A 13,758-nucleotide genomic window follows, 5' to 3' on the forward strand; every position below is an offset into this window, starting at 1 on the left:
CGAAGAGCGGCCTTTTCCGTATCTGACGGCACACGCGCTACGCGGGATAGAACACGTCGTGATAGCGCACGTCGCCCGACGGCCGCGATGCCGCTTCGTCGAACGACAGCGCGAGGAAATACTCGGGCGGCACGCCCGGAAACACGATGTCGCCGGACGGCACGAACCCGAAGCGCGCGTAGTACGCCGGCTCACCGAGCACAACGCAGCCGCGCGCGCCGAGCCGGCGCAACGCATCGAGCCCCGTGCGCACGAGCCCCGCGCCGATGCTCTGCCGCTGGCAATCGGGCAGCACCGCGAGCGGCGCGAGCCCGTACCACGACTGGCTGCCGGTTGCCGCGCCGCCGATCGTGACCGGCGAAAACGCGACGTGACCGATGATGCGCCCGTCGCGCTCCGCGACGAGCGACACGCTCAGCGCACCGTCCGCGCGCAGCGTCTCGACGATACGCTGCTCGAACTGCCCGCCCTGCGGTTCGCCCGCGAACGCCGCACGGATCACGCGGCCGATCGCGTCGGCCTCGCTCGCGCGTGCGTCGCGCAGCGTGACGACCTCGACCGGCGCGTGCGGATCGAACATCATCCGGATCAGCCGATCCAGCGGCGTGCGTTGCGGAACACGCGCATCCACGGGCTTGCCTCGCCCCAGCTTTCCGGGTGCCAGCTCATCGTGACCGTACGATGCACGCGCTCCATGTGCGGCATCAGCACCGAGAAGCGGCCGTCGGCCGTCGTGACCGACGTGATGCCGGCCGGCGAGCCGTTCGGGTTGAACGGATAGCGCTCGGTCGCTTCGCCGCGGTGGTCGACGAAACGCATCGCAACCGCGACGCGATCGATGTCGCCCTGCTGCGAGAAGTCCGCATAGCCTTCGCCGTGCGCGACCGCGACCGGAATCCGCGAACCTTCCATGCCCGCGAAGAAGATCGACGGCGACTTCTCCACCTCGACGAACGAGAAGCGCGCCTCGAACTGCTCGGACTTGTTGCGCGTGAACTTCGGCCACGCCTCCGCGCCCGGGATCATCGACGCGATGCTCGACAGCATCTGGCAGCCGTTGCAGATGCCGAGGGCAAACGTGTCCGGACGCGCGAAGAACGCCGAGAACATGTCGGCGAGGTTCGCGTTGAAGCGGATCGTCTTCGCCCAGCCTTCGCCGGCGCCCAGCACGTCGCCGTACGAGAAGCCGCCGCACGCGACCGCACCCGCGAAATCGGCGAGCGTCGCACGGCCCGCGAGCAGGTCGCTCATGTGCACGTCGTGCGCGTCGAAGCCCGCGCGGTCGAACGCGTAGGCCGTTTCCAGGTGCGAGTTCACGCCCTGCTCGCGCAGGATCGCGACGCGCGGCCGTGCGCCCGTCGCGATGAACGGCGCGGCGATGTCGTCGGCCGGATCGAAGCTCAGCACCGGCGAGATGCCCGGATCGGCCGCATCGAGCAGCGCGTCGTATTCGGCATCCGCGCAAGCGGGGTTGTCGCGCAGGCGTGCGATGCGCCAGCTCACTTCGCTCCATGCGCGATGGAGTTCGGTACGCGGTGCGTCGAAGATCTTCTTCGCGTCGCGGTACACCTCGATCACGTCGCGGTCGTTGACCGAGCCGATCACCTGCGAGCACGCCGACAGGCCGAATTCGCGCAGCGCGCCGAGCACCGCGTCGCGGTCGGACGCGCGCACCTGCACGACCGCGCCGAGTTCTTCCGAGAACAGCGCGCGCAGCGTGCGGTCGTCGCGACGGCCGCTCGTCTGCTTCGCCCAGTCCTTCGCGTCGCCGTAGTCGGACTCGTGGTTCGGGTCGAGCGTCAGCATGTCGACGTTCAGCGACACGCCCGCGTGGCCCGCAAACGCCATTTCGCACACCGTCGCCCACAGGCCGCCGTCCGAGCGGTCGTGGTACGCGAGCAGCTTGTCTTGCGCATTGAGCGACTGGATCGCGTTGAAGAAGCGCTTCAGGTCTTCCGCGTCGTCGACGTCCGGCGTCGTGTCGCCGACCTGCTGCGTGACCTGCGCGAAGATGCTGCCGCCCATCCGGTTCTTGCCGCGGCCGAGATCGATCGCGATCAGCACGCTGTCGCCCGCATCGGCGATGCGGCGCAATTGCGGCGTCAGGTGGCGGCGCACGTCCTCGACCGGCGCGAACGCGGAGATGATCAGCGACACCGGCGACACCACTTCCTTCGCGACGCCCTGCTCGTCCCACTTCGTCTTCATCGACAGCGAATCCTTGCCGACCGGGATGCCGATCCCGAGTGCCGGGCACAGCTCCATGCCGATCGCCTTGACCGTGTCGAACAGCGCGGCGTCCTCGCCGGCCGTGCCGCACGCGGCCATCCAGTTCGCCGACAGCTTCAGCTTGTCGAGCGACGCGATCGGCGCGCTCGCGATGTTCGTGATCGCTTCGCCGACGGCCATGCGGCCCGACGCCGGCGCGTCGATCACCGCGAGCGGCGTGCGCTCGGCCATCGTCATCGCCTCGCCCTTGAAGCCCGCGTAGTCGAGCGCGGTGACCGCGCAGTCGGCCACCGGCACCTGCCACGGGCCGACCATCTGGTCGCGCACCGACGTGCCGCCGACCGTGCGGTCGCCGATCGTGATCAGGAACGACTTGCTGCCGACCGTCGGATGCTTCAGCACGTCGACCGCGACTTCCGACAGCGCGATGCCGGTCACGTCGACCGGTGCGCGCTCGGTCGTCACGCGCGTGACGTCGCGATGCATGCGCGGCGGCTTGCCGAGCAGCACTTCCATCGGCATGTCGACCGGGTATTCGTCGGCGCCCGTCGCTTCGTCGTCGACGAGCTTCAGCTGGCGCTCGTCGGTCGCGACACCGACCACCGCGAACGGGCAGCGCTCACGCGCGCAGATCGCCTCGAAGCGCGGCAGATCGGCCGGCGCGATCGCCAGCACGTAGCGCTCCTGCGCTTCGTTCGACCAGATTTCGCGCGGCGACAGGCCCGATTCCTCGAGCGCGACCTTGCGCAGTTCGAAGCGCGCGCCCTTGCCCGCGCCGTCGACGATTTCCGGGAACGCGTTCGACAGGCCGCCCGCGCCGACGTCGTGGATGCTCAGGATCGGGTTTTCCGCGCCGAGCTGCCAGCAGCCGTTGATCACTTCCTGCGCGCGCCGCTCGATTTCCGGGTTGCCGCGCTGCACCGAGTCGAAGTCGAGCTCGGCCGTGTTCGCGCCGGTCGCCATCGAGCTCGCGGCGCCGCCGCCCATCCCGATCCGCATGCCGGGGCCGCCGATCTGGATCAGCAGCGAGCCGGCCGGCACGTCGTGCTTGTGCGTATGTTGATCCGCGATGTTGCCGAGGCCGCCCGCGATCATGATCGGCTTGTGATAGCCGTGCACCTTCCCGCCGACGTTCTGCTCGTACACGCGGAAGTAGCCACCGAGGTTCGGGCGGCCGAATTCGTTGTTGAACGCGGCGCCGCCGAGCGGGCCGTCGATCATGATCTGCAGCGGCGATGCGATGCGGTCCGGACGGCCGTACGGGCCGTGCGCGTCGTTCGGGTTGCGCTCGCCGACCGGCTGTGCCGCGTCACGTGCGTTTTCCCACGACTGGCGGGCGTCCGGCAGGTCGAGGTTCGACACGGTGAAGCCCGTCAGGCCGGCCTTCGGACGCGCGCCGCGGCCCGTCGCGCCTTCGTCGCGGATCTCGCCGCCCGCGCCGGTCGCCGCCCCCGGGAACGGCGAGATCGCCGTCGGGTGGTTGTGCGTCTCGACCTTCATCAGCGTGTGCGTAAGCTCGGTGTGGCGGCCGTAGCGCTCACCCGGCTCGCCGGCCGCGCCCGCGTTGCGCGGGAACCAGCGCTCGGCTTCGGCGCCGACCATGATCGACGAGTTGTCCGAATACGCGACGATCGTGCCCTGCGGGTTCAGCTTTTCGGTGTTGCGGATCATCGCGAACAGCGACATGTCCTGCGCTTCGCCGTCGATCGTCCACTGCGCGTTGAAGATCTTGTGGCGGCAGTGCTCGCTGTTCGCCTGCGCGAACATCATCAGTTCGACGTCGGTCGGGTTGCGTTCGAGTTTGCGGAACGCGTCGACCAGGTAGTCGATCTCGTCGTCGGCGAGCGCGAGGCCCAGCTCGACGTTCGCACGCTCCAGCGCGCCGCGGCCCACGCCCAGCACGTCGACGGTCTCGAGCGGCTTGGCCGGCAGCTCGTCGAACAGGTGCTTCGCGTCGTCGCGCGCCGCGACCACGCTTTCGGTCATCCGGTCATGCAGCGCGGCCGCGACGGCTGCGCGCGCGTCGTCCGACAGCGCCTTCTTGCCGCCGAGCAGGCCCGACTTCAGCGTGACCGTGAATTCGACGCCGCGCTCGATGCGGCGCACCTGCGTGAGGCCGCAGTGCTGCGCGATGTCGGTCGCCTTGCTCGCCCACGGCGAAACCGTGCCGAAGCGCGGCAGCACGACGAACGTCTCGACCGCGCCCTTCTCGGCTGCCGGCTGGAACGGCTCGCCGTAGTGCATCAGCGCGTCGATGCGCGTGCTGTCGTCGGCCGACAGCGGCTCGGCCGCATTGACGAAGTGCAGGAACTGCCCGCGCACCGCGACGATGTTGGCGTCGATTTGCCTGAGCGTGTCGAGCAGACGGGTTTGACGGAAATCGGAGAGGGCCGAAGCGCCGGGAAAACACGAGAAGTGAGCCATGGGCTGGACTGACGTCGATGAGTCGCGCGAGGTGGCGACGTGGGGCGAAAGGAAGGCCGTAATTATACCCGGAAGTCGGGCGCCCAAGACTGGCCGATCGGTAGTCTGCGTGCACCGCATCGGTGCCCCGGTGCCTGCCGCGCACAGCCGCCCGCCGGGCCGGCCCGCGCGGGTACGGGCGCCGGCCGCCGTGGTGCGGCTGCACGGCGCATGCTCGCCCGACGCCGGTTCACGCGATTTTGGCGCTATCATTCCGGGTTCACCGGGCCGGGGCCCTCAGCGAATCCTCACCGGGCGGCGTGCGCGCCGCCCGTCATCGAAGCAATCCATGGATGTCATCGTCATCGGCGGCGGAATCAGCGGCGTCGCCACCGCCTACCAGCTGCGCGCGGCCGGCCATCGCGTGTGCGTGGTCGAACGCCACGCGACCGTCGCGCAGGGTGCGACCTACGGCGACGGCGGCGCACTGCTGCCGAGCCCGCTCGACGTCTGGTTCGGCCCGACCTTCATGCGCCAGCGCCAGCCGCGCGACAGCGGCATCGTCTACAAGCCGGGCTTGAACGGCGGCGTGCGCCGCTTCGTCAAGCAGCTCGGCACGCTGCGCGAGCCCGACGCGTTCGCCGCGCAGTACGCGCGGCTGCGCCCGCTGATCGACGCGTCGCGCGACACGCTCGCCGACATCGAGGCGCGCCTCGAACTCGAATTCGAGCAGAAGCCCGGCATCCTGCACGTGGTGCGCGACCCGCGCGACTGGGACGCGCTGCAGCCCGCGCTCGACCTGCTGCGCACGCTCGACCAGCCGTACCGCACGCTCACCGCCGACGAATGCGCGGCGCTCGAACCGTCGGTGCCGGCCGAGCCCGGCTTCGCCGGCGGCGTGCTGCTCGAAACCGAACGCACCGGCAACTGCCCGCTGTTCGCGAAACTGGTCAAGCAGACGCTCGACGAGCACGGCGTGCAGTTCCGCTTCGGCGCGGACGTCGCCGCGATCCGCGTCGACCACGGCCGCGCCGCGGTCGAGCTCGTGCCGTCCGGCCACCGGACCGCGGCCAAGGCGCGCGAGGTCGACGTGATGTCCGCCGACGCGATCGTGGTCGCTGCCGGCGCCGGCAGCGTGCCGCTGCTCGACAAGCTCGGCTGGCGCCTGCCGCTGCACCCGGTGCGCGTCCACACGCTCACCGCGCCGGTCGCGTACGAAGAACACGCGCCGCACCTGAGCGTCGTCGATTCGATCAAGCGGATCTCGATCACGCGCACCCATCAGCGGCTGCGCATCGGCGGCGGCGCCGTGCTGCAGAGCCTCGCCGACACCGCGAAACCGCTCGCCGAGCCGCTGTCCGAGGCCGCGCTCGCGCTGCTCGGCCAGGCCGTCCACGACTGGGTGCCGGGCGCCGCCAAAATCTCGGCCGCGCTGTCGTGGCAGGGCATGCAGCTGCTGTCGCCGGACGGCCTGCCCGTCGTGGGTCCGACCCCGCATCCGCGCGTGTTCGTCAATTTCGGCCATGGCCCGACCGGCTGGGGGCTCGCATGCGGGTCTGCTAAAGTGGTGACCGACTACCTGGGCGGCGACGCCCGGCAGTGGCCCGCCGACACGCTCGCCGCGCTCGGCGCCGGCCGCTTCACGACCTGACCGCCGCGGGTTCGCCCCGTGGCGGCATCCTTGCCAGCCGCCACGATCCCGCGATGACCGCTATCCGCCCGCTTACCGATTCCGATCCGATCGCGCTGCTGCGCGTCGCCGATCTGCGCGCTGCCGAAGCCGCCGCCGCGGCACTGCCGCCGCACACGCTGATGGGCCGCGCTGGCGCCGCCGCCGCGCACTGGCTGTCCGAGCGCGCCGCCGGCGACGACCGCCCCGTCTGGTTCGCGGTCGGCCCCGGCAACAACGGCGGCGACGCACTGGTGGCCGCCGCGCACCTCCAGCAGCTCGGCGTCGCGACGCAGGCATGGATGCCGGTACCGGTCAAACCGGACGATGCGCAATGGGCGCTCGGCCTCGCACGCACGGCCGGCGTGCCGCTGTCTGCCTCACCGCCCGCATCGCTGGACGCATTCGCGTGGGTCGTCGACGGGCTGTTCGGCATCGGGCTCGGCCGCGCGCTCGACGGCGCATTCGCCGAACAGGCCGAACGCATCGCCGCGCATGCACGCAACGGCGGCCGCGTACTCGCACTCGACGTGCCGAGCGGGCTCGACAGCGATACCGGCCGGATCGTCGGCGCGGGCGTCGCCGTCGCGGCCACCCACACGCTCACCTTTATCGGCGCGAAACCGGGCCTGTACACGGGCGACGGCCGCGACCTCGCCGGCGCAATCGACATCGCCTCGCTCGACGTCGCGCCACCCGCCGCACCGGCCATCGTGCTGAATGCGCCCGCGCGATTCGCCGCGGCGCTGCCCGCACGCGCGTTCTCATCCCACAAGGGCACGTACGGCAGCCTTGCGGTACTCGGCGGCGATACCGGCATGTGCGGCGCGCCGATCCTGGCCGCGCGCGCCGCGCTGTTCGCGGGCGCCGGCAAGGTACATGTCGGCTTCCTCGGCGCCGGCGCGCCGCCGTACGATCCGCCCTTCCCCGAACTGATGCTGCACCCGGCCGACAGCCTCGATCTCGATGCGATGACCGCGATTGCCGCCGGTTGCGGGCTCGGCACGCGCGAGGCCGCGGCGACGCTCGTGCGCGACGTGCTCACGCACGACGCCGCGACGCTGCTCGATGCCGACGCACTGAACCTCGTCGCGACGCACGCGGATCTCGCGGCCGCCGTCGCCGCACGCGGCGCGCGCGGCAATCCGTGCGTGCTGACGCCGCATCCGCTCGAAGCCGCGCGGCTGCTCGGCAGCGACACGGCCACCGTGCAGCGGGATCGCATCGCGGCCGCGCAAGCGCTTGCGGCACATCATGCGACGATCGTCGTGCTGAAAGGCTCGGGCACGGTGATTGCGGCACCCGACGGCCGCGTGACGATCAACCCGACCGGCAACGCGGCGCTGGCCACGGGCGGCACCGGCGACGTGCTCGGCGGCCTGATCGGCGCCCTGCTCGCGCAGCGCGTCGCGCCGTACGAAGCAGCGCTCGCGGGCGTCTACCTGCACGGGCTCGCGGCCGATACGCTGACCGCGAACGGCATCGGTCCGGCCGGGCTCACCGCGGGCGAACTCGCCCCGACGGTGCGCACGCTGATCAATCGCCTTTTTTATCCGTCGCCGCGCGCCGACACATAACGCCGCTATACTGACTGCCCCGCCGCACGGCGGGCCCTCTCGTCCGCCGGCCTTCCGATCCCGATGAGCCGGCGCGGCATTCCTCCCGATTCACGCTTCACTCGAACCGCCATGACGCTGAATTCGCTCCCCGCCTGGACTGCCCTTCAATCCCACTTCGAACAGATCCGTCACGCCCGCCTGCGCGACTGGTTCGCGCCGGAACACGACCATGCGCCGACCCGCGCCGAACGCTTCACGATTCCGGGCGGCGGTCTCGCGGCCGATTTCTCGAAGAACCGCATCAACGACGAAACGCTGCGCCTGCTCGTGCAGCTTGCGCGCGACGCAGGTGTCGAAGCGCGCCGCGACGCGATGTTCGCGGGCGAGATTGTCAACCCGACCGAAGGCCGCGCAGCATTGCATACCGCGCTGCGCGCGACCGACCCGCAAGCGCCGTTCCACGCGCAGGTGAGCGCCGAGCGCGCGAAGATGGCAACGTTCGCGCGCGCCGTGCGCAGCGGCACGTGGACGGGCTACACGGGCAAGCGCATCCGTCACGTGATCAACATCGGCATCGGCGGCTCCGATCTCGGGCCGAAGATGGTCGTGCATGCGCTGCATCACGTCGCGACGCCGGAAATCTCGACCCACTTCGTGTCGAACGTCGACGGCGCCGATCTCGCGCGCGTGCTCGAGCAGGTCGATCCCGAGGAAACGCTCGCGATCATCGTGTCGAAGACCTTCACGACGCTCGAGACGATGACGAACGCCCGCTCGCTGCGCGACTGGTTCATCGCGCGCGGCTGCCCCGAGGACGCGCTGTCGAAGCACTTCGTCGGCGTGTCGGCGAACCCGGCCGAAGTCGTGAAGTTCGGCATCGCCGCGGAAAACGTGTTCGAAATGTGGGACTGGGTCGGCGGCCGCTATTCGCTGTGGTCGGCGGTCGGCCTGTCGATCATGATCGCGATCGGCCCCGAGCAGTTCGACGAGCTGCTGGCCGGTGCGAACGACATGGACCGCCATTTCCGCGAAGCGCCGCTGGAACGCAACCTGCCGGTGCTGCTCGGCCTGATCGGCATCTGGTACCGGAATTTCTTCGGTTCGCAGAGCTATCTCGTCGCGCCGTACTCGGAAGCGCTGCACTACCTGCCGTCGTACCTGCAGCAGCTCGAAATGGAGAGCAACGGCAAATCCGCGCGCCTGGACGGCACCTTCGTCGATTACCCGACGTCGGCCGTCACGTGGGGCGAACCGGGCACCAACGGGCAGCATGCGTTCTTCCAGATGCTGCACCAGGGGCCGACGATCGTGCCGATCGACTTCATCGCGGTGCTGACGCCCGAGCATCCGCTCGCGAGCCATCATCCGAAACTGCTCGCGAACTGCTTCGCACAGAGCGAGGCACTGATGCTCGGCCGCACCCTTGAAGAAGCGCGCAAGGTCGCCGGGCCCGGCAAGGAAGCGCTCGCGCCGCACCTGACGTTCCCCGGCAATCGTCCTACCACGACGCTGCTCGTCGATGCGCTGACACCGCGCACGCTCGGCGCGCTGATCGCGCTTTACGAACACAAGGTGCTCGTGCAGGCCACGGTGTGGGACATCAATCCGTTCGACCAGTGGGGCGTCGAGCTCGGCAAGATTCTCGGCAAGGTGGTGGAAGCCGACCTGTCGGCCGAATCGGTCGATCCCGCGAAGCACGACTCGTCGACCACGGCGCTGATCGAGCGCGCTCGCGCGGCGCTGAAGCGCTGACGCAACGGTGCGATGCCCGTGCCGGCCACGCAGTACGCGCTGCGTGGCCGGCAGATGAATCGCCGCGCGGCGCTATGCCGTGTGCGGCGCGACGATACGTCCGGTGTCGAGCGTGACGGTCGTCGCGCAGCGGCGCGCGAGTTCGGCATCGTGCGTGACGAGCACGAGCGTGGCGCCGTGCGTGCGGTTCAGTTCGAACATCAGGTCGATGACCGCATGGCCCGTCGCGGCGTCGAGACTGCCGGTCGGCTCGTCGGCAAACAGGATCGCCGGACGCGTGACGAACGCGCGCGCCAGCGCGACGCGTTGCTGCTCGCCGCCCGACAACAGCTTCGGATAATGCGCGGTGCGTTCGCCGAGCCCGACCTGCACGAGCAGCGCGCGGGCGCGGTCGGCGGCATCACGCGCGCTGATGCCGCCCTGCAGCTCGAGCGGCAGCATCACGTTCTCGAGCGCCGTCAGGTGCGGCATCAGCTGGAACGACTGGAACACGAACCCGACCGCGCCGTTGCGCAGCGCGGCGCGCTCGTCCTCGTCGAGCTGGTCGAGCGCACGACCGAGCAGGCGAACCGTGCCGCTCGTCGCGCTGTCCAATCCTGCGAGCAGGCCGAGCAGTGTCGATTTACCCGACCCCGACGCGCCAACGATCGCAAGGCTGCTGCCCGGCCGCACGACAAGCGTGATGCCGTCGAGGATCGTCAGCTCGCCCGTCGCATCGGCGACCCGCTTGCACACGTCATGGACTTCGATGATCGGATCGGTAATCTTGAACATGGACACGACATTTCGCTGGAAAAGACGCACGGCGGCTGCCGCGCTGCTGGGCACCCTGCTGGCCGTCACCGTGCCGGCACGCGCCGCGACGGCGCCCGCATCGAGCCCGCCCGTGATCGTCGTGCTCGGCGACAGCCTGTCGGCCGAATACGGGCTGCCGCGCGACACCGGCTGGGTGGCGCTGCTGCGGCAACGGCTCACGACCGAGCGAATCGATTATAGCGTCGCGAACGCCAGCGTCAGCGGCGACACCACGAGCGGCGGCCGTGCGCGGCTGCCCGCGGTGCTGCAGCGGCTCAAGCCGTCGATCGTGGTCGTCGAGCTCGGTTCGAACGATGCGCTGCGCGGCGTGCCGCTCGCGACGACCGAGCAGAACCTGCGCGACATCATCGCCGGCGCGCGGCGCGCACAGGCCAGGGTCGTGCTGGTCGGCATGTACGTGCCACCCAATTACGGCCCCGACTACACGCAGAAGTTCCACGCCGTCTACACGCGACTGTCGAAGGATCTCGGCGTGCCGCTCGTGCCGTTCCTGCTGGCCGGCATCGAGAACAAGCCCGAGATGTTCCAGGCCGACCAGATGCATCCCGCGCAGCAGGCGCAGGGCATTCTGCTCGACAACGTGTGGCCGGCGCTGAAGCCGTTGCTCGGCAAGCCGCGCGGCTGACGCCACCACCCTGCCGGAAAACAAAAAGCCCCGCTCGAAGCGGGGCTTTTCGGGTTGCTAGCGCAACGATGCTCAGTCGTCGCCGTCCTGCTTCTGGCTGGACGTCGAACCGTACAGCTTCACCTTCGAGCGATCGCGCAGCGCGCTGAGATAGGCTTCGCCTTCGCTCTGTGCGTCGACCTGCGCCATCTGCTGCTGCGCGGCCGCCAGTTGCTGCGGATCAACCGCCGAACCGGGGATCACCGCGTTCACGCGATAGATCGCGTAGCCGTCCGCGCCGAGATCGACACCGACGTAGGCCGGCAGCGTCTTCGCATCGACCTTGTAGACGGCGCTCAGTGCAGCCGGCGTCAGGCCTTGCGACTGCGTGCGCGACACCTTCTGCGCAGCCGAGAACCCGTCGGCCGACTTCGACTTCTGCAGCTCGGCGAGCTTCGCCGCGCCATCCTTCTTCGCGAGTTCCGCGGCCTGCTCGGCGACGACCTTCTGGCGCACGACGTCCTTGATCGCATCGAGCGCCGGCACGGCCGCCGGCTTGTAGTCGGTCACGCGCGCCGAGATCAGCGTGTTGTTGCCGACGTCGATCGCCTGCGTGTTGTTCTGGCTCTTCACCGAGTCGTTCGCGAACACGGCGGCCAGGAACTTCGGATTGTTCAGCGGGCTCGTCGGCGGCAGTTGCGGATTCGGCGTCGGCGTGACGGTGGCCGTCTGGATCGTCAGCTTGTACTTGTCCGCGGCCGGCTGCAGCGTCTTCGCCTTTTCGTACACGGTCGACGTGAAGCCTTCCGCGTTGTCCGTGAACGCCTTCGATGCGTACTGCTGCTTCAGGCTGGCTGCGATCTCGTCCTTCACTTCCGCGAACGGCTTGACGGCTGCCGGCTTCACTTCGGTCGCCTTCAGGATGTGGAAGCCGAGATCCGATTGCACGACACCGCTCACGTCACCCTGCTTGAGTGCGAACGCGGCATCGTCGAACGCCTTGCCGCCTGCCGTCGAGCCGCGCGTGATGAAGCCGAGGTCGCCGCCCTTCGCTGCCGACGGCGCGTCCTGCGAGTTTTTCTGCGCGATCTGCGCGAACTGGTCCGGATGCGCCTTCACGTCGGCGAGCAGTTGCTCGGCCTTCGTCTTCGCCGCCGCCTTGTCGGCCGCGCTGGCGCTGCCCGGCGCCGCGATGAAGATGTGGCTCACGCGCACCTGCGCTTCGGTGCGGAAGTGCGTCGGGTTGTCGTCGTAGAACTTCTTGATGTCGGCGTCCGTCGGCTGCGCGCTTGCGGCCGCCGCGGCCGGCGAATAGACGAGGTACTGGATCGTCGCGGTCTCCGGCGTCGCGAAGCTCTGCTTGTGCGCGTCGTAGTACGCGGTGAGCTGTGCATCGGTCGGCTGGACCTTCGCCGCGAAGTCGCTCGTCTTCAGCACCAGCGCCTGCACGTCGCGCTGCTGCGCGGCGAGTTCGGACAGACGTTGCGCGAGGCTCTTCGGCGTGAATGCGCTCGACACGATGCTGGCCGGAATCTGCTGCAGCGACAGGCTGTAGCGCACGCGCTCCTGGTACTGCTCGGGCGTCATCCCCTGGAACGACAGCAGCTGCGCATAGCGCTCGACGTCGATCGAACCGTCGGGCTTCTTCAGCGCCGCGATCATCGGGTCGCTCATCAGCGCATCGCGCACGGCGTTGTCGGAGGCGGTGAGGTGGAGACGCTGCGTCTCGTCGGCCAGCACGCGTTGCTGGATCAGGCCGTCGAGCACCTGCTTGCGATGCTCGGGCGTATCGAACATCTTGATGTCGAACTGCCCGCCGAGCGCCTGGCGCGCCTGGTCGATCTGCTGGCGGAACGCGCCGTCGAATTCGACCCGCGTGATCTTGTGCCCGTTGACTGCCGCGACGTTCGCACTGTCGTCGAAGAAGCCGCGGAAGCCTTGGATCCCGACGAAACCCAGCCCCGGCAACACGATCAGGAGCAGGAGCGCCATCATCAGGCGCTGGTGATTACGGAAGAAATCGAGCATGCGTGACGGGAAAATTGGACAAAACGTCCGATATTACAACATACGGGGTGGGACGGGAGAAAAGCAGGCGTGCTGGGTGCGGGCGAAACCGGAATCACTCGACGGTACAAATGAAAAAGCCCGCGCAAGGCGGGCTTTTTCATTTTCTGGCGGAGCGGACGGGACTCGCCTACATCCTGCAGGCCGCGGATGCGCGTGCACGCGCATCCCTTCGAGTCCCGCCGGAAGCCGCGCAGGCGGCTTCCTCCGCTCCGCGGCCACGCGCCCGCCAGCGGGCGTAATCGACGACGCAAATGAAAAAGCCCGCACAAGGCGGGCTTTCTCATTTTTTTGGCGGAGCGGACGGGACTCGAACCCGCGACCCCCGGCGTGACAGGCCGGTATTCTAACCGACTGAACTACCGCTCCTTGGTCTGGCTGAATCGGGAAACTGGTGGGTGCTGAGGGGTTCGAACCCCCGACCTACGCCTTGTAAGGGCGCCGCTCTACCAGCTGAGCTAAGCACCCGTTTCCGATTCGTTCTGACTGCGATCTGCGTTTCCGCATCAACAACCAGCGAGCCCGCAAGTTTAATTCATCCCCGATCATTTTGCCAAGCCCGTCCGCGAATTTTTTTAAACGCTCGCGCACGCGTTTTCAAGATGCATAAAAAAACCCGCGGACACGCCGCGGGTTTTTGTGAACAACCGTCAGCAACG

The 13,758-nt window shown here is 68.9% G+C and carries 8 protein-coding genes and 2 tRNA genes; 4 read left to right on the forward strand and 6 right to left on the reverse strand.

Annotated elements, in window-relative coordinates; genetic code table 11:
• Nucleotides 1-37: 37 nt before the first annotated feature.
• A complete protein-coding gene (locus tag U5798_RS36085; RefSeq protein ID WP_322084810.1) occupies nucleotides 38-580 on the reverse strand; it encodes an N-acetyltransferase in 543 nt (180 codons plus the stop codon).
• Between the two features lie 8 nt (nucleotides 581-588).
• On the reverse strand, nucleotides 589-4,653 hold the full coding sequence (gene purL, locus U5798_RS36090; protein WP_322084794.1) for a phosphoribosylformylglycinamidine synthase: 4,065 nt from the start codon (nucleotides 4,651-4,653) through the stop codon (nucleotides 589-591).
• A gap of 328 nt (nucleotides 4,654-4,981) precedes the next feature.
• Between purL and U5798_RS36095 the strand changes: the two genes are divergently transcribed.
• The 3 genes from U5798_RS36095 (at nucleotide 4,982) to pgi (ending at nucleotide 9,612) form a co-directional block, all read left to right on the forward strand.
• On the forward strand, nucleotides 4,982-6,283 hold the full coding sequence (locus U5798_RS36095; protein ID WP_322084795.1) for an FAD-dependent oxidoreductase: 1,302 nt from the start codon (nucleotides 4,982-4,984) through the stop codon (nucleotides 6,281-6,283).
• A gap of 53 nt (nucleotides 6,284-6,336) precedes the next feature.
• Nucleotides 6,337-7,878, forward strand: a complete 1,542-nt coding sequence (locus U5798_RS36100; RefSeq protein ID WP_322084796.1) for an NAD(P)H-hydrate dehydratase — start codon at nucleotides 6,337-6,339, stop codon at nucleotides 7,876-7,878.
• Between the two features lie 111 nt (nucleotides 7,879-7,989).
• Complete coding sequence (gene pgi, locus U5798_RS36105; protein ID WP_322084797.1) at nucleotides 7,990-9,612, forward strand: glucose-6-phosphate isomerase; 1,623 nt, start codon at nucleotides 7,990-7,992, stop codon at nucleotides 9,610-9,612.
• Nucleotides 9,613-9,684: 72 nt separating this feature from the next.
• Here the strand turns inward: pgi and U5798_RS36110 are convergent, their stop codons facing one another.
• Nucleotides 9,685-10,386, reverse strand: coding sequence for an ABC transporter ATP-binding protein (locus tag U5798_RS36110; protein ID WP_322084798.1), 702 nt, complete (start codon nucleotides 10,384-10,386; stop codon nucleotides 9,685-9,687).
• Between U5798_RS36110 and U5798_RS36115 the strand changes: the two genes are divergently transcribed.
• Nucleotides 10,385-11,053: an arylesterase gene (locus tag U5798_RS36115; protein WP_322084799.1), complete on the forward strand. Its 669-nt coding sequence runs from the start codon at nucleotides 10,385-10,387 to the stop codon at nucleotides 11,051-11,053. The two genes, U5798_RS36110 and U5798_RS36115, sit on opposite strands and share 2 nt — an antisense overlap.
• Before the next feature lie 72 nt (nucleotides 11,054-11,125).
• Here the strand turns inward: U5798_RS36115 and U5798_RS36120 are convergent, their stop codons facing one another.
• The 3 genes from U5798_RS36120 to U5798_RS36130 all read right to left on the reverse strand — a co-directional run bounded on the left by U5798_RS36120 (nucleotide 11,126) and on the right by U5798_RS36130 (nucleotide 13,567).
• Entirely contained in the window at nucleotides 11,126-13,060 is a 1,935-nt protein-coding gene (locus U5798_RS36120) for a SurA N-terminal domain-containing protein (protein ID WP_322084800.1), read from the reverse strand.
• 331 nt (nucleotides 13,061-13,391) lie between these two features.
• Nucleotides 13,392-13,468: transfer RNA gene (locus tag U5798_RS36125), tRNA-Asp, on the reverse strand.
• A gap of 23 nt (nucleotides 13,469-13,491) precedes the next feature.
• Nucleotides 13,492-13,567, reverse strand: a tRNA-Val gene (locus U5798_RS36130).
• Between the last annotated feature and the right edge of the window lie 191 nt (nucleotides 13,568-13,758).

It is taken from the genome of Burkholderia sp. BCC1972 (assembly GCF_905339605.1).
Lineage (GTDB): Bacteria > Pseudomonadota > Gammaproteobacteria > Burkholderiales > Burkholderiaceae > Burkholderia.